We start from the raw sequence: 19,953 nt of genomic DNA on the forward strand, positions 1-19,953 counted from the left end.
AAATTCCTGCAAACAGATTTATCAAGTTGTCGCACCCCCACTAATAATGAGGCACTGACCCGATATGAAACTCGCGTCATCACTGGAAAGAAAGGAGACAGCACTTGCAACTTCCCCTGGTTGTCCGAGTCTTCTTAAAGGGATTAGCTTCATATGTTCTGTAATAATTTCCTGAGGTACATCATTGTACATATCGGTTTCAATATATCCAGGGGCAACACAATTCACTAGGATATTTTTGGGGCCGCTTTCCTTCGCCAGTGTTTTTGTAAATCCAATTAAACCGGCTTTTGAGGCAGCGTAATTGGTTTGCCCGACATTACCAAATGCGGATACCGATGAGATATTGACGATTCTTCCGCAGGCATTTTTCCGCATAATCGGAATGACATATTTACAGAGGTGGTAAGCTCCCTTTAGATTCACATTTAAAACCGCATCCCATGCTTCATCTCCCATCTTGTGGAACATGCTGTCTCTTGTGATGCCTGCATTATTGACGAGGATGTCAACGGTACCAAAATGCTCCACTGCTTGAGCAACAGCTGCTTTTACTTGTTCATCGGCAGACACATCACATTGGATAGGCAGGACTTTCTCACTAGATACATCAAAGTTCTCTACGAGTTTGCCATCATACTCTAGTACTGCAACTCCTTCAATCCCGTCCTCCAAGAAGCGTTTGACGATTGTTTCACCGATTCCTTTTCCACCACCAGTCACAATGGCGTATTTTCCTGACAACTTTCCCATAATCATTCCTCCAATTGATGAAATAGTTCCATGAAGCTAGTAATTTATTTTTATATACTGGAATAAAGAATGTTTAGCATTTTTTTGCTCAAACAGATGCTTAGGGCAATATAAGGTATGCTGGGCTACGAAATAGGATAGCTTGTTGGCCGGGTCGATAAATGCCTGCACCCCGCCAAGACCTCCCCAAGAGAAAGAGTTCTCAGGAACAAGCCTAAGAGCTGCCGCAGAATCCATTACGACGGACACACCAAGCCCATATCCGATCCCTTCGGACACAACCATTTCCCGATAATCACTGAGACATTTCCCTTTAAGCTGGTTCCTCCGCATGAGATTAATTGTATTTGCACTGATAATCCTTGCGCCATTTTTCCCGGTACCCCCACAGGCAAGCGCATCTGCAAATAAAATGTAATCCTCTGCAGTCGTGATCAGGCCGCCGCCGCCACTTTCGTGCCTTAATCCAGCAGCACCAATGCAATCGCTGCTTACCCGAACGACCGAGCCCGTTTCATAGCTGTACTGATACTGCGGAGCAATTCTTTCGCGTTTTTCCTCCGGTACAGAAAAACCGCTATCCTCCATTCCCAGTGGTTCAAATATGTTCTTCTTTAAGTATTCGCCAAACGACATTCCGGAAGCGACTTCAATAACAGCACCAAGAACATCATGGCAATAGCTATAATTCCAGCCTTCTCCTGGTTCAAACAGGAGAGGTTCCTTTGCCAGAGCCCTCACGAAATCCCGAGTACTGAAATCCCGTCCGGTTTCAGCCATCAGTTTCCGCATTTCCGGAGTATCCAACTCGTAGCTGAGACCAGCGCACATAGTAAACAGGTCAACGATGCGAATATGCCTGGCTGCCGGTTTGATGACAAAGGTTCCACTTTTAACTTTCATATCCTTGAACTCAGGCAAGTATGTATAAACAGGGTCCGTGAGGAGAACCTTTCCTCTCTCAACGAGTTGTAAGGCTGCAATGCAGGTGATCATTTTTGTGGCTGAATAAATGTTATAGAGAGCGCTTTGCTTCATCGGAATCCGATTTTCAATATCGGAGTAACCCGCCGCATAGCGGAAAATCAACTCATGATCCTTATATACGATACAATCTATGCCAGAAACGCCCAGCTCAGGTACCGTATCCATAAAGTTTCGAAGGGCTTCAAAATTTGCCATAGTTTCCTCCCAATCCAAATTAAATGACACCGAGTTTTTCTAATTTGTCGATTTCCTCATCAGATAGGTTGAGTAAGCCTTTATAAATCTCGTCATTGTGCCACCCTAAAGGCGCCCCGGCCCATTTGGCTTTGCCTGGTGTCTTTGAAAACTTCGGTACGATTCCTTGCATTTTTATTTCCTTATTTAGCTCATAATCAAAAACGGAGATAATATTTTCTCTATCCTGAATATGCGGGTCATGAAATAGGTCAGCAACTGAATTTACCGAAGAATAAGCAACGCCGTGCTTTTCCAATTGTTCACGAGAATCATCAAGTGTATGTTCAGAAAAGAATGATAGGATATATTCGTCTAATTGATTACGATTTCTTACTCTTAATTGATTGGTAAGAAATCTTGGATCCTTCACCAATTCCGGATGTCCGATGGCCATCATTAATCGTTCAAAAATATTTTGGGTCGAGGCTGGAATCACAATCCACTTGTTATCTTTTGTATCATATAGATCATTTGGGGCAACAACAGGATTATAAGTCCCGCTCCGCTCAGGAACTTTCCCTTCCAGGTCATAATCTACGATATAGTTCTCCATCACTCTTATCAGAGGTTCATATAATGATAGATCAACGAGTTGACCTTCTCCTGTCTGCTTAAAGTGATAAAGCGCCAGCATGACAGAAAACGCTCCATACACCCCTCCCATTGCATCTGCGATGGGATAACCTGAAAAAATGGGTTTCCGATCCGGATAGCCAGTCATATAAGTTAATCCGGAGAACGATTCGGCAACCCTGGCAAATCCCGGTTTTTCAGCGTAGGGTCCATTTCTTCCAAATGCTGAGAAATGAATCATGACCAGGTTTTCTTTAACTTTCAATAAATCAGGGTAGTCTACTTTCCATTTCTTTAATGTTCCTGGCCTAAAATTGGTAATCACCACATCAGCTTTGGAGACTAGTTGATAGTATAGTTGGACCCCTATCTCTTTGCTAAAATCTAACGTAATCGTCTTCTTGTTTCGATTTGTAACCTTCCATGTCCCTTCCCCAAAATTTCGGGTTTGATCCCCTTTACCAGGTTGTTCAATCTTGATCACTTCAGCTCCGAAATCACCAAGCAAATTGGCGATCAAAGGAGCTGCCAAAACGGTAGACGCATCAATTACCCGAATTCCTTCTAAAATATTTTTTTCTGACAACCCTATGAACCCCTTTCCAAAGCCTTTGCCGAACATTCCAATAAAAAGCATGGAAACACTAGCTACATAATCATCTTATTTTCATGGGAGATTTCTTCCTCGAATAATAAGCAAGCTGTCAGTCTATCTTGTGAGGTACGGATTAATTTTGGATCAAAGCTCTTACATTTTTCCATCGCCACAGGGCAGCGTGTATGGAAACGACAGCCTGTAGGAGGGTTTGCAGGGCTTGGTAAATCTCCTTTTAAAATAATCCGCTCTCGATCCCGAAGCTTTGGATTAGGTAAAGGCACAGCAGATAACAATGCCTTTGTATAAGGATGATGAGGATTTTCAAACAGATCCTCTTTCTCTGCTAATTCCGAGATTTTTCCTAAATACATGACGGCGATTCTATCACTGATATGCTTGACCGCTTGAATCCCGTGGGCAATAAATAGATAGGATAGCCCCATATCCTTTTGAATCTCTTTTAATAGATTTAAGATTTGGGCTTGAATGGAAACGTCTAACGCTGAAACGGGCTCATCACAGACAATTAATTTCGGGTGTAAGGCAAGGGCACGAGCGATCCCGATTCGTTGTCTTTGTCCCCCTGAAAATTCAATTGGATACCTGTTGCCATGAAGGGAGGCCAGTCCTACCCTTTCAAGCAGTTCATCCACCCTTTTTCTTCGTTCTGTTTTTGTTCCAACTTTATGAAGAACAAGGGGCTCAGCGATAATGTCTGCAACCGTCATTCTCGGATCCAGGGAAGAATAGGAATCTTGGAAAATCATCTGCAAATTTTTGCCCAATTCTTTTTTGTTTTTATAGTCAGACAGTTTTTCCCCTTCAAAATAGATGTCCCCATCTGTCGGGTCTGTCAGGCCCACTACCATTCTTCCAATTGTTGATTTCCCGCAGCCAGATTCTCCGACCAACCCGACCGTTTCACCGGGATAAATATCAAGACTGACACCATCCACGGCTTTGACAGATTGATTCTTCTTGCCGAAAAGCCCGCTTCCGACTGGAAAGTGTTTTTTGATGCCTCTCAGTGACAATAACGGCTGATTCTCTGTCATCTCGCTTCAACCCCTTCCTTCGTGAGTGGATTCCAGCATGAAACACGATTTCCTGATACATGACTTTTCAGTGTAGGAGAGACCTCGTGACATTTATCTGTAGCAAAGGCACATCGTGTCACGAAATTGCAGCCTTTTGGCAGTTCAAGCGGATTTGGCACAACACCCGGAATGGCATTCAACGTTTCCTCGGAGGGTCCGTATAAGGATGGAATACTATCCATTAGCCCTTTTGTATAAGGATGACCTGGAGTTTCAAAAATTTCATCCACATTGCCTTCTTCGACAATTTTTCCGCAATACATGACTAGAACGCGGTCAGCTGTTTCAGCTACAACTCCTAGGTCATGTGTGATTAATAGAATCGAAATGCCAAATTCCTTCTGTAATTCTCGTAATAGATTTAAGATTTGCAGCTGTATTGTCACGTCAAGGGCCGTTGTCGGTTCATCAGCAATCAGGAGTTTCGGATTGCAGGCAAGTGCAATGGCAATCATGGCTCTTTGCCTCATTCCTCCTGATAATTGATGGGGGTAATCATTGAGACGCCTCTCCGCATCAGGAATACCCACTTTATTCAACAGCTCCAAGGCTATTTTCTTCGCTTCTCGATAACTGACCTTTTTATGAAGAACAATCGATTCTGCTATTTGTCTCCCAATCGGATGGACTGGGTTTAGGGAAGACATCGGATCCTGGAAAATCATAGCAATGTCATTTCCACGGATTTTTTGCAATTCCTTTTCTTTTAATTTCAATATATCTTGGCCTTCAAACAGGATCGAACTTTCCGGACGATATTTGATGGCACTGGCATTCAATCCCATAATCGAAAGAGATGAAACACTCTTCCCACTTCCTGATTCACCCACTAAGGCTACAATCTCACCTTTCTTTATGGTAAAAGAAATATCATCGACAGGCTTAATTTCTCCTTTTGGGGACGGGATGTATGCTTTTAGTTGATTGACTTCCAGTAATGGTGTATCTGCATTCAAATTGTCTCTCCCCTTTGTTAAGATGTTTTTTGTTTTGGATCGAGTGCTACCCTTAAACCGTCACCGAGAAAATTCCCAGCCAAGATGGTAAACAGGATGGCAATTCCAGGGTAAACCATCATCCATGGATTAACGTCAATCAAGCTGTAGCCTTGTTGGATCAAACTCCCCCAGCTTACATCGGGAGGCTGGGCACCCAAGCCAAGAAAACTAAGCGTGGTTTCAATCAGAATGGCAATACTGAGATTAAAGGAAGCTTGAACAACAATGGGCGGTGAAATATTTGGAATAATATGTCTAACCATGATCCAAACAGATCCCGCACCGGAAATTTTGGCTGCCTCAACATAAGGCTCTGATCGTATTTGCAGAGTCTGACCTCTCGCCAGTCTGGCAAATTGCGGGGTAAAGACAACCCCAATCGCCATCATGGCATTCCAAAGGTTGACACCTAAGGCACTTGTAATCCCCAAGGCAAGGATAATGGCTGGAATGGCAATGATGGCATCTACGATCCGCATGAAAATATCATCAATAATACCGCCAAAATAGCCGCTTAAAATCCCCAATGGTACCCCGATAAAAAGTGGAATCATAATCGAAAACAGGGCTGCCTTAATCGCTGTTTGTGAACCCACCAGCAGTTGACTGAAAATATCAGACCCCAACCCGTCTGTACCCAGCCAATGCTTTGCACTTGGCGGAGACATGACTTGTGATAAATCTTGTTTGAAAGGCTCGTATGGTGCAATATAAGGAGCCACAATGGAAATGATGGTCAGAATAGCGAGAAAGATAAAACTAGCAAAGGCAAGTCTTTCGGTCATTAATCGTTTAAAGATTGTTTTAAAACTCATCCTCTTAATCCTCTCTAATATTCGATTCTAGGATCTAACAGCGCATAAACAATATCTGTAATAAAGTTAATCACGATAACCATCACAATCATGACAAGGACAACACCCTGGACCATTGTGAAGTCACGCTGTTCAATCGCATTAACAGCAAGCTGCCCCATTCCCGGAATAGCAAAAATACTTTCAACCACAACAGTCGCTCCTAACGCATTTCCAAACATGAGACCAATCGTTGTGACAACAGGTAACATAGCGTTTTGAAGCGCATGTTTAAAAATAGCCCGATAGCGGCCCGCGCCTTTTGAATAGGCGGTACGAACAAATTCTGCATCCATCGTTTCCATTAATGAGGAGCGCAAATGTCGGGTAATAATGGCAATCCCGGCTAAACTCAGTGAAAAGCCAGGCAGAATAATAGATTTTAAGAAAGATCCCGGTCCATCTGTAATACTGGTAAATCCAATTGCCGGAAACCAATTGAGCGTAAGGCTAAAAAGGATGATGAGGACCATAGCAACTAAAAAGTTAGGTATTGCTGTCCCTAATGTTCCAAAAAATCGTGCAACATAATCCATCCAGCTATTGGGGAAATAAATCGAGGTAATAGCAAAAAACATCCCGCCTACAATAGCAAAAAGCATTCCAACCACAACTAGCTGAATGGTAACAAAAAGCGTCTGCATGACGGCTTCGTCAACAAGTTGACCTGTAAAAATGGATCTACCCAAATCCCCATGAATGGCATTATTCAACCAATGAAAATATTGGAGGACCACAGGTTGATCAAGTCCTAATTGGCTGCGCAATTCTGCAACTTTTTCATGAGTGGCACTATCACCAAGCATAGCGAGAACCGGATCACCTGGTATTAGTAAAATTAACGAAAATACCAAAAAGGTTGTGACGAGCAGCATCGGGATGACGTAAAGCATGCGCCGCAGCAGGAATTTCCAAAACATATGTACCCTCCTTTAAAAGAGAGTGAAGCGGGATTAATATCCCACTTCACTGTTTCATTTATTTTTGCTCTACCCAAAGCTCTGAGAAGATTGGCTTTCCTAACAAGTTGGACTCAAAGCCCTTGATTTTATTGTCCATCGCATGTGTGATCGACCCGGAGAATAATGGAATAGAGAATCCTTGTTGAATGATAGCCTCGTTAACGATTTTCCCATACAGCTCTCCACGTTTATCCTGATCATACGTGCCGGCAGCTTCTGAAATAAGTGATTCCAATTCTGGTGTAGAAAGCTTTCCTGGATTATAAAAGCTATCCTTTGAGTAAAGACTATTAATCGTCATTTGTGGGTCTGGCCGTCCTGACCAGTTGCCTGTCAGCGCATCCGTGTCTTTATCAGTCATAAACTTTTGCACAGCTGCATTTGCTTCTAATGGCTCAATCTTTACGGTTATTCCCACTTTTTCCAGTTGTCCTTTAATAGCATTGGCTAACCTGGTCCAATAATCAATTGGGTAGGTTACTAGAGTGAAAGAAACATCAGTAAGACCAGCATCCTTCAAAAGCTGCTTTGCTTTTTCAGGGTCATACTTAATTTTGATCCCTTCGTCATGTGCCCAATAACCTTTAGGGAATGGCTGTGCGGTGGCTTCTCCTTGACCAAAGTTAATCGCATTAATGATTTCGTTACGATCAATTCCATATAATACAGCTAGGCGGGCCGCTTGGTTATTAAACGGTTCTACATTCGTTTTGAGATAAAGCATGTTGAGACCTAAAGTTTGTTCTGTACTTAAGACAACTTTAGGGTTTTTCTCTAAAGAAGGAATCATCTGCGCTTGAACTCCCGGAACAAAATCAACTTGACCAGTTTTCAAAGCATTGACTTGTGAATTGGCATCAGGAATTACTTTTACAGTAATCTTATCAAGGTAAGGCTGGCCCTCTTGCCAGTAATCCTTATTAGCTTCGTAGTCAATCTGGCCGTTTGGAACATGATTAGCCACTTTGAATGGACCTGCTCCAACAGGATGTTGGGAATAATCTGCACCATACTTATTTACTGCTGTTGGAGAAACCATCATTCCGCCGCGATCTGTTAAGGCTAGCAGAATGGAAGAATCAGGCTTAGATAAATGAAGTTTTACCGTCTGCTCGTCAACCACTTCCACAGTTTCGATACTCTTTAAATCACTGACTTGTGACTCTGCTGAATTGACGCGTTCAATATTAAATTTGACTGCTTCTGCATCAAATTTGGTACCGTCTTGGAAGGTTACGCCCTTTCTAAGATGAAGAACCATGGACTTGTCATCTGGAAATTCCCAAGATTCAGCTAACCCTGGTTCAGGCTTCAAATCAGGGGTGAATTTAACGAGTGTGTCATATATTGGCCATAACAAGGAATGGTCATTACCAGTAGTACCTTTAATAGGGTCAAAGTTCGTAATATCCGCCACGTAAGCAACCGTTATGGCTCCGCCGCGTTGGGGCTCCCCTTTTGCTTCATTGCCCGTGGTGGTTTTACCTCCTGATTTATTTCCTCCAGAGTTTGAAGTTTCAGAACTATTACACCCTGCCAATACCATCGATAATGAAACTAAAACCATGAGGATGGTTAGAAAACTTTTCTTGAATTTTGGTCTCATTGTACTTGCTCCTTACTAATTTTATTTTGAAAGACTTGTTCCCAATTCAAGCGTATTTGACGATCGGGGTCATTTACCACCTCATTTTTAGTATTAAAAATCATGGTGGCTCTGTTTTCCAAATCATATTTCGGCCACTCAGGCAATTCCGTTATATTCGGATCACCATGGTGCGCAAAAGCAATCCAGGCTTGATGCATCTGTTCTGCCAGTTTGAAACGCTGCCGGTCATTTCCTGAAATGCGTTCCTTTTCTAGATCAACCAGAGTATTCCAAACAAAAGGAATCTCAAGGGCATGAAAAGCTTTTAAAACTCCATCCAATACATTGCTTTCAAAGTCAAACCTGTACATCCAAACTGGCGCACCGCGCTTTGCTTGACTTTCACTGAATAAAATAGCAGGAATCGTAAATACATAGTTTGTCAAAACATCTTCATATAGCGTTTTACTTAACTCATGATCTTGTATGACATATTTAGAAATACTCTTCCAAAAAGGCCCATAGGAAAGTTCAAAGATCGGTTTCAAATTGCTTTGATCCACTTCTTTCCAAACAGGATCAAAATGAGTAAAAAGGAGGGATTCATCCTTATTTGTTCCGACTAATACAGGAATATTGTTTGCAAAGCCTTCATCCAGTACTTTTTCTGGCTCACCGGAAATGACGATGCCATCTCCAACAGGGCCGAAGGCCGTTCTTGGAAAAATTTTAATAGCTTCTAAGATTGTTTCTGCAGGAATAGATTCTAATTCTGACAGGTTTTCTGGATCTACCTTTAGTTCGGAAAGAAGTTGTTCCGTCATTTCCTTTGCCTTATCACCATTTACCTTACATCTGGCAGTCCCGCTTTGCAGGATGGCTTTGTGAAAAAGCCCTTTTGCAATGGGCATGGATAGTAGATTACCAACGCTGACCGCTCCTGCTGATTCTCCAAAAATGGTTACGTTATTCGGATCTCCGCCAAAGGCTTCGATATTTTCATTGACCCATTTCAATGCAGCCACTTGATCGAGGAGACCGCAATTTCCTGAACCTCGGTAGGCGTCACCCCCAATATCACCAAAATGGAGAAATCCAAAAACACCTAGCCGGTAATTGAGAGTGACGACCACTACATCGCCTTGTTCCGCAAATGAACTACCGTCATATAAATGGCTTGAACCAGAGCCATACATAAAGGAACCGCCATGGATCCAGACCATCACGGGCCGCCCTTTATCATCTGCACCTGGGGACCAAATGTTGAGATATAAGCAATCCTCATTCAAATTCGCTGGTAAATCACCCAAAAACTTCATCGACGGGCTAACGGACTGAACAGCTGCTGGACCAAACTCTTTGGCTTCCCTTATTCCTGCCCATGGTTCTGGTTCTTGTGGCGGCCGGAAACGGAGCGAGTTAATAGGTGGTGCCGCGTAAGGTATACCCTTCCAAACGCAAACCTTCCCTTCCCTTTTGCCTTCCACCATACCAAAGCGGGTCTTTGCTAAGATAGCTGACATTATTCATTACCCCCTATTAACTTATCGAAATATAGGCTTTATCCACCTGTATTTTAATCCGTGATTTAAAGTAATCGCTTTCTTTTCAAGGTGAATTCCTTCTATTAGCCTAAGCTAAACTATTGCCATGTTAGAAAAGCAATTCTAATATAGGGAACCCAATCATCGGTATGTATATCTGCTTTTTCTAACATGATTTCATGCGTCATAGAGTCCTAAAAAACACTTGGCAGGTTCCATATATGAACTATTTATCACGGATGAACTAATTGTTGATCTATTTACTATTTTTAAAGAAGATATAGCGGAGTGCACTCAGGTGTATTGCTTTTGCAATTTCTTAGAGGTCTTTTTAGCTGAAAAGTTGATTACAAACAAAAGTTGTCATATTATAAAGCGCTATCATTTGTTTCAAAATAGTCTCCCCTACAAGTAACTCACCACCTTCTAATAAAAAATACCCGGTTAATATAATACAATTTTTTCCTAAAATTAATCTATATTACCCAGAAAATGTTTTTGTATTTTTCATTCTTTTTATAATTATCTGACTAATTTAACAACAATATAACATGGGTAATATTTTTAAGTCAATAAAAAAGTTGATATATATTAATCAATAATATAATTTAAGAACCTGCCCCAACAGTCTCAGTTATCAGGCTGGTTTAACTGAAATATACTTCTATCATTATATTTTTACAATTGATTTACTTTTTTAGTTGTCGTATTGTAACTTCTGTTTTTTTAGTTGGACCCGGTTATTAATACTATTGATATAATAATAATTTCGGAAATAATCCTCGGTTACAGGAATAAACAGGGGTAAAATGCCATAGCTTAAAAGGCAATTGATATATTGATAGACTATTTTGGGTAGTCTTTCACAATGAGCAAAAGTAGTATTTTTTCCTCATATAAACGTTCCCACTGAAATGCAAAGTCTCTGACCATTGAAAAAAATGAAATCTTTTTTGTTTTCGCTGGCACGGTAACTCTGAAGTGTTATTTAATTTGAAACAAACTAAGTATTTTCTTACTTAATAAAATTCTTTTATATCTTATCCAATTAATAGGTTATAATATAATTAATAATTTCATATATTAAAAAAGACCGAACATGCGGTAACATGTCCGGTCCAGCAATAGACCGTTCCCTCTAAAGGGGTCGGCTAGGCAGCAATAATCCACCTGAGCGCGTTAACTCAAGGGTGGATTATTTTTTTTGGTTATGAAATGACAGGATCGCAATATTAGACTTAGATTAATAAGATAAGCCATCACCGAATTGGGCTACTCCCGGAATGGTTACCGGAAGCTTTCCGGACGGATTGACTTCACCTGCCAGTACTCTAGCCAAGGCATTTACAGAAACGTCACGGTCTCCATAGGTTGCCAGATAGGCATTCACATTTGGAATGGACATTAAATCATATGGGTTGCGAATGGCTGTGACAATAACCGGCTTGCCTGTTCCCAGCAACGCCTTTACCAGGTTTTGCTGTGCCGCATTCGTATTTGCAGTATACGTGGTCACAATGATTTTATCGGCCACTTGAGCAGATGCTACGGCACTGTTTATTTGTGCAGCAGTCGGTGAAGCGGCGGTTGCATAGTAACTTGTATTAAACCCTTTATTTCCAAGCAATCCGGAAAGCATGTTCGGTTTACCGGTTGATGGTCCGGTGATAAAAATCTTGTCCGTATTTTTCAATGGAAGCAGATTATTTTCATTTTTTACTAGAGTAATGCTTTTATTGGCGATTTCATCTGCAACTGCCAAATGTTCGGCTGTTCCGATATCAGCAATGGCCGATTCAGGTGTGTAAGGATTATGGAATAACCCCCGCTTGAATTTATACTCGAGTATTCGGTACACAGATTCATCAATGCGCTTTTCTGAGATTTCTCCGCTTTGGGCAGCGGCCAGCATTCCATTATAGGCAACCTCTACATTCGGCGGGTTCAGGAGAATATCAGCTCCGGCCTTGAATGCTTCAACGGCCACTCGGTCAGCAGGTACGACATTCGCACCTGACATTCCAAGACTATCGGTAATAATCAGACCTTTAAACCCGAGCTCACCGCGAAGTAGATCGGTAAGAATCGGCTTTGACAGTGTCGCAGGCAGACCGGACGGATCGAGAGCCGGAACAACGATATGGGCCGTCATAATCGCATCGATGCCTGCGTCAATTGCTGCTTTAAACGGTTGTAAATCTACATTATGAAGTGTTTCCAAATCATGATTGATGATCGGCAGGCCATAATGAGAATCGACAGCTGTATCGCCATGTCCTGGAAAATGCTTGGCAGTGGCAATCAAATTTTTGTTTTGATAAGCCCCGACTTGGGCGACTGTTAAGTCTGAAACCAAACCGGGATCTTCACTAAAGGAACGAACCCCGATAACCGGATTAGCCGGATTCACGTTGACATCCGCCACCGGTGCAAAATTCATATTCACGCCAATCCCTTTTAATTCAGTGGCTAAAATACCGGCAGAATCAGCGGCTAATTGAGAGGAACGAGTCGCGCCAAGAGCCATATTCCCCGGGAACACCGTTCCAGGGTTTACCAGGCGCTGGACAATCCCGCCTTCCTGGTCGGTCGAGACAAACAGCGGGATTGGCATCCGCTGATCCATGGCGATTTTTTGAATCCCGTTCGAAAGAGCGTTAGTCTGTGCGGCATCGAGCGGGGTCAACATATTATCTGTCCAATTAAAATAAATGACACCACCAACATGGTATTTTTCAATCACTTCTTTAAAGTTTTTGCCGCCGCGATTTCCATTTAGATTGGTTGCTTCATAATTTGGGTCTGTGGGTGTTTTACCGTAGACATGGACAATGAACAGCTGGCCAATCTTCTCTTCAAGTGTCATATGCTGAAGTTTGCTTTGAATCCAGCCGTTCTTGGCTTCCCCTTCTTTCCAGCCCGGTTTTGTTGGATCCTGCCAGCCGGTGGCACCTGCGGAAAAGGGCAGGCACAAGCATACTAGTGAAATAATGGCAAGGATTGAAAACAAGCGATTCTTTTTCATCGAATACTCCTCCTCCTTATGGCTGATTTCCGCGAGTTAATGTAAGCTCCGCTATGACAGGACGGTGGTCGGATGCAAGTGTGTCAATAATGTTGGCAGATTTTACGCCAATGTTTGGTGTTGGCAATATATAATCAATTCTATTGTTTGGCGCTAGCGCTGGGTAAGTGAATCCTGGTCCCTCATTCGTTAGCGCCCAGGCATCAGTGAAGTGCTCAAAGAGCGGCTGAAGCTCGGGAGCATTGGGGCCGGCATTCATGTCACCTGCCAAAATGCTATATTCATGCTGTCCAGCAATTTGCAGCATATCGGCTACTTGCATTTCCCGCACACTCGGATCCGAGCGGTAATCCAAATGCGTGACATAGAACCAAACCTTTGCACCCTTTACATTAATCAACGCTTCGAGAAATCCCGGTGCGGGTTTTGGAACCGGATTCGCTTCCTGTGTTGATAGTCTCGCAATTTCACGATTAGTTGCTTGTATAATCGGGTATTTACTTAGTATAGCCACGCCAAATTCGCGGCGTGGATCCCCATCATTTAGAGGGTCCAGGCTGTAGATTGGGGCGAAGAAATAATACATGTCAAGCTCATTGGCCAATAATTCAATATCGTTTTCAAATAAGCTCCGGGCACCCCAATGAACATCGACTTCCTGGAGAGCAATAATTTCCGCTCCAGATTGGCGGATTGCTTCAGCAGTCCGTTGAATATCATACTTTCTATCGGCTCCAGCCCCAGCTTGAATATTATAGGTCATCACCTTTACATCCACCGTACGTCCCGGTGCCGATTCCCCCATGGCATAGCCCGAGGAACTGCATAAAAATGTAAACGATGTCAAAATTACAAAGTAAAGCCAAAACCTTTTACCAGCTGATTTCATAGAAAGACAGCCTCCTATTCTGTAATTTAATTCTTAAAAATGGGTAACCAACTAATTGTGTGATTCGAGAAGTGAAAGTTAGGAGAAAGTATGTTGAAAAAATCTAAGGAGTATTGAAATACAGGTGCAAGCATCGTTAAAATCTATCAGCTATATATATTAGAAAACCCCTCCATTTCCCAATATGTATTATTTAATACAAAATTACCAGATTTTACATAAGGCCGTCTATACAACTATAGAACCAAAGTAAATATTTACCAACCTGTCACGTAGTCTATTTAACCCAAAAAAAGAAAGCCAATGAAATGAATTCTTCGGCTTTCGGGTCTTACTCATCTTGTTGTAATTAGGCTCTGTTATTGCTGAATGTTGATTTCCCAACGTTTGAAAAATAAACGGAGAAATTCCGTTTAATTTGGGAAATATCCATATTTCCCTAAAAATAAAGGAAGTTTTTCCGTCTATCTTGTAAAAATCATTGGATTTTATCTTATTTAGAGCCGTCAATCGGAATAACTCCGCTTATTGCAGCTTCTTTAGCCGCGACTTTATACATTAGCCGGAAATTCTCCGCCTATAAATTCTCATATCTATAAGAAAAATCAATAATGAATAATAACATACCCAATTATTAAAATCGTAATTGCAGTTTGTTCGTAGTGGTGTCCGGCCTCACAGCCTGCCCCACTCCTAAATGTGTTACCATCTTGCAGTTAGCATTTTTCTTCTGGTGTAGAATTCGACACCGTCTGAGCCGTTGGCATGGAGATCTCCGTAGAAGGAGTTTTTCCAGCCTGAGAATGGGAAGAATGCCATTGGCGCCGGGACTCCGATGTTTACACCTAGCATACCGACCTGAATTTTTTCTCTAAAATAACGGACATCCGCACCATTTTTCGTAAACAGGCAGGCGCCGTTACCAAAATCAGACTGATTCGTTAAATCTACAGCCTCTTCTAAACTAGCAACCCGAACAATCGACAATACCGGGGCAAAAATTTCTTCCTTCCATATTTTCATTTCAGGTGTCACCCGGTCAAAGATCGTCGGTCCAATAAAGTATCCGTCCTGATGATAGGCCTCGTCCTTTCGACCATCCCTGACCAAAAGAGCTCCTTCCTGAACACCAGTCTGTATGTACGATGCTGTCCGCTCTTTATGCTGCTGGCGGATAACCGGCCCTAAGAAGACCTCTTCCTCTAGCCCGTTCCCGATTACAATCTCTTCAGCAGCCTTTGTTAATTTTTCAATCAAAGGTTCTGCAACTTCTCCGACAGCAACCACCACTGAGCATGCCATACAGCGTTCGCCTGCAGACCCATAGGCGGCACTGATGATTTCTTTCACGGCTTGATCTAAATCAGCCTCAGGCATCACAATCGAGTGGTTCTTGGCGCCCGCCAATGCCTGCACCCGTTTGCCGTGGTTTGCTGCGGTTTTGTAGACATATTCGGCGACCGGCTGCGAGCCTACAAAAGAAATCGCCGGAACATCTTTATGCTCTAGCAATCCATTGACCACATCGTGAGCACCATGAACAATATTGAACACGCCGTCTGGAAGTCCAGCCTCCTTCAGCAGCTCAGCCAAGCGATTCGCCAGTAGCGGTGTCCGCTCCGACGGTTTCAGTACAAACGTATTCCCGAGGGCAATCGCAAGAGGGAACATCCAGCACGGGACCATCATCGGAAAATTAAACGGGGTAATCCCGCCGACGACTCCTACCGGGTAACGGTACATGCCTGATTCAATGTTTGTCGCGATGTCTGGCAGCTGTCTGCCCATCATCAGGGTTGGCGCACCTGCTGCGAACTCCACACACTCGATGCCGCGCTGTACCTCGCCATGGGCTTCCTTGAAGCTTTTTCCGTTCTCTTTTGTGATTAACGCCGCCAGCTCATCCCAATGCTCTACCAATAATTGCTGATATTTGAACATGACTCGTGCCCGTTTAGGGACTGGTGTCTCACTCCAAGTGGCAAACGCCTCTTTGGCGGCAGCGACGCCCGTCTCCAAATCCTCTCTAGTAGAAAAAGGTACATTTGCTAAAATTTCTCCTGTTGCCGGGTTCGGCACTTCTTCGTATCGTTGCGTATTGGCCTCAACCCACTGGCCGCCAATGAAATTCTTCAAATCCTTAACTTGAATAATCGACATGTATTCTTCCTCCTATACTTAATCATTCCGGGGCCATTCTTCACCGCGTTATTCTAACGGGAGTCGTCCCCCCTTTTAAACTGTCATATATTGATAGCATATCTGATAGAGACTAATAATCTCTTCTTTGGTTGGGACTCTTGGGTTGTTTGCCGGACTTCCACTTGCCAAGGCATCTCCTGCCATTTTTTCGAGGGCGGCTTGGAATTCTTTCTCTGGAATGCCCCAGCTTTTTAGGTCCGGAATATTCAGGCTACTGCAAATTTCCATTATCCTGTGAATGACCGCGTCTGCTTTTTCAGAAACATCCCCATCAAATGCCTTATGGTCTTTTTCAAAAAACAATTCGCCAATCTGCGCCAATTGTTTCGCACAAGCATGTTTACTGAACTCGAGAACTGCCGGAAGCAGCATCGCGTTTGAAAGACCATGCGGGACATGAAATAGCGCCCCAATCGGACGGGACATCCCATGGACCAATGTAACGGAAGCATTCGAAAACGCCATCCCTGCCTGGAGGGAGCCTAAACACATCGCTTCCTTCGCATCCAAGTCAGTGGGATCATGATAGGCCCGCTCAAGTGAGCGAACAATCAGCCCGATCGCCGATTTGGCCAATGTGTCGGTCATCGGATGGGCTTTCTTCGATAAAAAGGCTTCAATGGCGTGGCAAAGGGCATCCACCCCGGTTGCCGCCACAATTTGTGGTGGAGCGGACTGTGTTAAATATGGATCCACAATGGCCACGGCCGGCATAAACACCGGGTGCTTAATCATCATTTTCACATCAGTCGTTGTATTGGTAATCACCGTTACATCCGTAGCCTCTGATCCGGTTCCGGCTGTTGTAGGCAGGGCAATGTGGTGAATCCTTGGCGGTGTACAGTCTTTTTGGCCGCCGATATAATCCCCGATGTAGCCGCCATTATTCTCAAGGACGACAATCGCTTTCGCAGTATCAATGCAGCTTCCTCCGCCGAGTGACAGCACCACATCACATGCTTCACTTTCGAGCATTTCAAGCGCTTCGGCTACATACTGGTCGGTCGGCTCGGAAGCCACTCCGCGATAGACGACACTTTCAACGCCTTCTGCTGTTAGAAGCTGTCTCAGTTCTGCCACATACCCAAGCTTTGTCATGACTTCATCGGTCACAATCAGTACCTTTTTCCCCCTGGCAGCCGCCTGCTTTCCAGCCTGCTGGAAAGAACCCCGTCCGTATAAAATTTTTTCCGGAGTATGAAATACTGCAAAACCTTCCATTCCATTCACCTCGTTTAATTTCTTGCCTCAACAAATAATGAAAAAATCCGAAGTAGGTCAGCAAGAATTTTCATTCGCTCTAAAAAAGCGAATATACAGAATAGTTCTACATATTAAAAGGATATCCTTTTAAATTTGATATTTTTAATGGGGCATAACAAAAGAGTTTTGTATTTCATTGGAAAAGGATTTACTTAACTGTGAAATGCTCGCTGTTTGGGCTAGCCGAGTCCTACCATGTAGATTATTAAAGCTACAATTAAATTTGGTCAAAAAAGAGGAAGCATCTTTCACGCTTCCCATCATCATTAAATATCAATTTTCATTTCAAAAAGTGAATATAGCTTGGTGTCCTCTGGACCTATGACGAGGACACCCTAATATAAAAAGAAATGAGAATGACAATTGTCTCCAATGCAAAATTCAAACTTTTACTTTAATTTAACTTATACCACATCGTATTTAGACGCTAAAGAATTCACAACATACCGTAAAACGTTTGCTGTTTTTTCAATATCCTCGTATGATGTGAATTCTTCTTCACAATGACTGAGTCCCTCGGAGCTTGGAGCAAATATCATACTTGTCTTGGCAATCTCATTCATGATTCTTGCATCGTGGCCAGCTGGGCTTAACATTTTTTGATAGGAATAACCATGAAGTTTTACTCCTTCTTCAACCAAGCTAATAACCTCTTGAGGAAATTCAGTGCTTGTCATTTCAAGAAATTTGTTTATATATATCTCTACACTCCTAAATTGGGCAATTTCTTGTGCTTTTACCTTAATTGCTTCTATTGCTTGATTCCTAACATCATCCTTATAATGCTTTACACCAAAAATAAATTCTACTTTACCTGCCGTAATAGTTGGTTTTGAAGGATACACTTCGAATAACCCAACATATGGGTTTCATTTTTTTCATTTCGCAATACATGTTTAGCAATTTTTTCAGAAGGAGTTCTAGGTAGATCAGTTTTAAATTCCTAATATCTAGGAATTTTAAAGTACGCAAGCCGTTCATTGCAAATCTTGCAATTTCCAGCCAATAATCATTATGGGTAAGTATACATCCCTTAGGCCGGCTCTTTGTTCCAGGATATTGATTATGTCCTCAGGATATAAAGGTATGGAAGGGGAATCTGTTGGCGCTTCTTTACATAATTCAATTAAATTTGGTATTTCAGAATCAGGAGAATCGTCTACAGAGATAATTTTTTTAATAGATTTTACAGAGGCTTTTATTTTGGTTAAAAGAGGTATATTATCAGATGTGGTTACGACTATTCTTGCTAAAGAATGCTCTAATAAGTACTTTGCTTCAAATTTTTTATAAAAAATATAAATTTGTACCATGATAGCCCCAATTTTTCCAATAGCCGCCAAGTTAACGGAAATTCCGGTCGATTTTTCATCATAATCGCTACACGGTCACCTTTTTTTATTCCCAGCTTTACTAGTACGTTCGCAATCGAATTAGATTATTTCTATTCAATTTTTCAAAACCTCCCTATAATCAATGTAATTAGGTAATTCTAAATTAATAAATTCCTTGGGATCTGGTAAAACCAAATCATCAATAGAAAGGAGTCTCCTATCACGCACAGCTCCCAATAATTTCAAAGCCATATCTGCATACTTGTCGCAAATTTCCTCTAAGGTAATCCTGCCTTTAGGAGAATACCAATGAACCACACCCGTACACATTTCTAATAATGCGAAAGTAGCGAGCTTTGAGCTTTCTACGTTTACAAAAATTCCTTCCTTTATCCCAGTTTCAATAATTTCATACCACATCAATTCATATTTCTTTCTAAGATTTTTTATCTTTGTTTTATTTTCACCATGTAAAGATCGGAATTCATAATCAGTCACTACCGAAGATAACTTGTGAGAACCATGAATCAACACATGGTGCTGTACTAAAACTGATATTTTATGCTCAGGTGTATCTACTATAGATAGTATTTTCTCCGAATTCTTTATTAATCGTTCCATAACATGTTCCATAATCGAGGCTAAGAAATCTTCCTTGTTTTTTATATAGTAGTACAAGGTAGAAGAGTTAATTCCGGCTTCTTGAGCAATATCACGTATACTTGTAGCTTCAAAGCCCTTACCTGCAAAAAGTACTAGAGAGGATTGAATGATTTTTTCACCAGTATTCAACAATACATTTCCTTCCTTCCAAAACATAGGTATTTTACTCTAAATACTAACCCTTATTTCAGACCACTTCCTTTAATAAATGTTTTTCGGTGTTACATAATAATTAATTCCTAAGTATTAATAATGGAATTACTTTATCTTATTTGTGCATCCCGTAAAATATTCCATCAATCACTTGATTGATAAAAGTGATTAATTTTTACCAATCAACTAGTCGAAAAAACATTTATCATTACGAGTTGGAATTGAACTGTGAT

17 protein-coding genes are annotated in these 19,953 nt (G+C 42.0%); all 17 read right to left on the minus strand.

The genetic code is table 11. The features are described from left to right. Positions 1 to 21: 21 nt before the first annotated feature. The gene (fabG, locus tag ACZ43M_RS14950; RefSeq protein ID WP_464503353.1) at positions 22 to 753 is read right to left on the minus strand and encodes a 3-oxoacyl-ACP reductase FabG; all 732 of its coding nucleotides are present in this window, start codon (positions 751 to 753) and stop codon (positions 22 to 24) included. Positions 754 to 789: 36 nt separating this feature from the next. Then, entirely contained in the window at positions 790 to 1,935 is a 1,146-nt protein-coding gene (locus ACZ43M_RS14955; RefSeq protein WP_464503354.1) for a serine hydrolase domain-containing protein, read from the minus strand. 19 nt (positions 1,936 to 1,954) lie between these two features. Further along, positions 1,955 to 3,136, minus strand: a complete 1,182-nt coding sequence (locus tag ACZ43M_RS14960; protein ID WP_464503355.1) for a CaiB/BaiF CoA transferase family protein — start codon at positions 3,134 to 3,136, stop codon at positions 1,955 to 1,957. Between the two features lie 62 nt (positions 3,137 to 3,198). Beyond that, entirely contained in the window at positions 3,199 to 4,203 is a 1,005-nt protein-coding gene (locus ACZ43M_RS14965) for an ABC transporter ATP-binding protein (protein WP_464503356.1), read from the minus strand. Next, entirely contained in the window at positions 4,200 to 5,201 is a 1,002-nt protein-coding gene (locus ACZ43M_RS14970) for an ABC transporter ATP-binding protein (protein WP_464503357.1), read from the minus strand. The genes ACZ43M_RS14965 and ACZ43M_RS14970 overlap by 4 nt, the downstream gene beginning before the upstream one ends. A 17-nt stretch (positions 5,202 to 5,218) precedes the next feature. Continuing rightward, positions 5,219 to 6,058, minus strand: coding sequence for an ABC transporter permease (locus tag ACZ43M_RS14975; RefSeq protein ID WP_464503358.1), 840 nt, complete (start codon positions 6,056 to 6,058; stop codon positions 5,219 to 5,221). Between the two features lie 14 nt (positions 6,059 to 6,072). Further along, positions 6,073 to 7,017 carry an ABC transporter permease gene (locus ACZ43M_RS14980; RefSeq protein ID WP_464503359.1) on the minus strand — a complete coding sequence of 315 codons (945 nt, stop codon included), beginning with the start codon at positions 7,015 to 7,017 and terminating at the stop codon, positions 6,073 to 6,075. A gap of 58 nt (positions 7,018 to 7,075) precedes the next feature. Further along, positions 7,076 to 8,665: an ABC transporter substrate-binding protein gene (locus ACZ43M_RS14985; RefSeq protein WP_464503360.1), complete on the minus strand. Its 1,590-nt coding sequence runs from the start codon at positions 8,663 to 8,665 to the stop codon at positions 7,076 to 7,078. Further along, positions 8,662 to 10,170, minus strand: a complete 1,509-nt coding sequence (locus tag ACZ43M_RS14990; protein ID WP_464503361.1) for a carboxylesterase/lipase family protein — start codon at positions 10,168 to 10,170, stop codon at positions 8,662 to 8,664. The genes ACZ43M_RS14985 and ACZ43M_RS14990 overlap by 4 nt, the downstream gene beginning before the upstream one ends. A 1,264-nt stretch (positions 10,171 to 11,434) precedes the next feature. Beyond that, positions 11,435 to 13,216, minus strand: coding sequence for a glycoside hydrolase family 3 protein (locus tag ACZ43M_RS14995; protein WP_464503362.1), 1,782 nt, complete (start codon positions 13,214 to 13,216; stop codon positions 11,435 to 11,437). Positions 13,217 to 13,232: 16 nt separating this feature from the next. Beyond that, positions 13,233 to 14,105 (minus strand): endonuclease/exonuclease/phosphatase family protein, encoded by an 873-nt coding sequence (locus tag ACZ43M_RS15000; RefSeq protein WP_464503363.1) that lies wholly within the window; start codon positions 14,103 to 14,105, stop codon positions 13,233 to 13,235. 702 nt (positions 14,106 to 14,807) lie between these two features. Beyond that, positions 14,808 to 16,265: a CoA-acylating methylmalonate-semialdehyde dehydrogenase gene (locus ACZ43M_RS15005; RefSeq protein ID WP_464503364.1), complete on the minus strand. Its 1,458-nt coding sequence runs from the start codon at positions 16,263 to 16,265 to the stop codon at positions 14,808 to 14,810. A gap of 75 nt (positions 16,266 to 16,340) precedes the next feature. Then, positions 16,341 to 17,528: an iron-containing alcohol dehydrogenase gene (locus ACZ43M_RS15010; protein WP_464503365.1), complete on the minus strand. Its 1,188-nt coding sequence runs from the start codon at positions 17,526 to 17,528 to the stop codon at positions 16,341 to 16,343. Between the two features lie 446 nt (positions 17,529 to 17,974). Then, the gene (locus tag ACZ43M_RS15015; RefSeq protein ID WP_464503366.1) at positions 17,975 to 18,415 is read right to left on the minus strand and encodes a M20/M25/M40 family metallo-hydrolase; all 441 of its coding nucleotides are present in this window, start codon (positions 18,413 to 18,415) and stop codon (positions 17,975 to 17,977) included. Positions 18,416 to 18,547: 132 nt separating this feature from the next. Continuing rightward, positions 18,548 to 18,913, minus strand: coding sequence for a hypothetical protein (locus ACZ43M_RS15020; protein ID WP_464503367.1), 366 nt, complete (start codon positions 18,911 to 18,913; stop codon positions 18,548 to 18,550). After that, positions 18,832 to 18,999: an AMP-binding protein gene (locus tag ACZ43M_RS15025; protein WP_464508032.1), complete on the minus strand. Its 168-nt coding sequence runs from the start codon at positions 18,997 to 18,999 to the stop codon at positions 18,832 to 18,834. The genes ACZ43M_RS15020 and ACZ43M_RS15025 overlap by 82 nt, the downstream gene beginning before the upstream one ends. 19 nt (positions 19,000 to 19,018) lie before the next feature. After that, positions 19,019 to 19,723 carry a TetR/AcrR family transcriptional regulator gene (locus ACZ43M_RS15030; RefSeq protein ID WP_464503368.1) on the minus strand — a complete coding sequence of 235 codons (705 nt, stop codon included), beginning with the start codon at positions 19,721 to 19,723 and terminating at the stop codon, positions 19,019 to 19,021. Positions 19,724 to 19,953: the final 230 nt, after the last annotated feature.

It is taken from the genome of Neobacillus sp. B24 (genome assembly GCF_055381825.1).

Coding starts and splice junctions, on each gene's coding strand:
- ACZ43M_RS14975 (WP_464503358.1), bottom strand. CDS start 6,058: ATGAGTTTTAAAACAATCTTTAAACGATTAATGACCGAAAGACTTGCC.
- ACZ43M_RS15000 (WP_464503363.1), bottom strand. CDS start 14,105: ATGAAATCAGCTGGTAAAAGGTTTTGGCTTTACTTTGTAATTTTGACA.
- ACZ43M_RS14965 (WP_464503356.1), bottom strand. CDS start 4,203: ATGACAGAGAATCAGCCGTTATTGTCACTGAGAGGCATCAAAAAACAC.
- ACZ43M_RS15010 (WP_464503365.1), bottom strand. CDS start 17,528: ATGGAAGGTTTTGCAGTATTTCATACTCCGGAAAAAATTTTATACGGA.
- ACZ43M_RS14955 (WP_464503354.1), bottom strand. CDS start 1,935: ATGGCAAATTTTGAAGCCCTTCGAAACTTTATGGATACGGTACCTGAG.
- ACZ43M_RS14980 (WP_464503359.1), bottom strand. CDS start 7,017: ATGTTTTGGAAATTCCTGCTGCGGCGCATGCTTTACGTCATCCCGATG.
- ACZ43M_RS14995 (WP_464503362.1), bottom strand. CDS start 13,216: ATGAAAAAGAATCGCTTGTTTTCAATCCTTGCCATTATTTCACTAGTA.
- ACZ43M_RS15030 (WP_464503368.1), bottom strand. CDS start 19,723: ATGTTTTGGAAGGAAGGAAATGTATTGTTGAATACTGGTGAAAAAATC.
- ACZ43M_RS14985 (WP_464503360.1), bottom strand. CDS start 8,665: ATGAGACCAAAATTCAAGAAAAGTTTTCTAACCATCCTCATGGTTTTA.
- ACZ43M_RS15005 (WP_464503364.1), bottom strand. CDS start 16,265: ATGTCGATTATTCAAGTTAAGGATTTGAAGAATTTCATTGGCGGCCAG.
- fabG (WP_464503353.1), bottom strand. CDS start 753: ATGGGAAAGTTGTCAGGAAAATACGCCATTGTGACTGGTGGTGGAAAA.
- ACZ43M_RS14990 (WP_464503361.1), bottom strand. CDS start 10,170: ATGTCAGCTATCTTAGCAAAGACCCGCTTTGGTATGGTGGAAGGCAAA.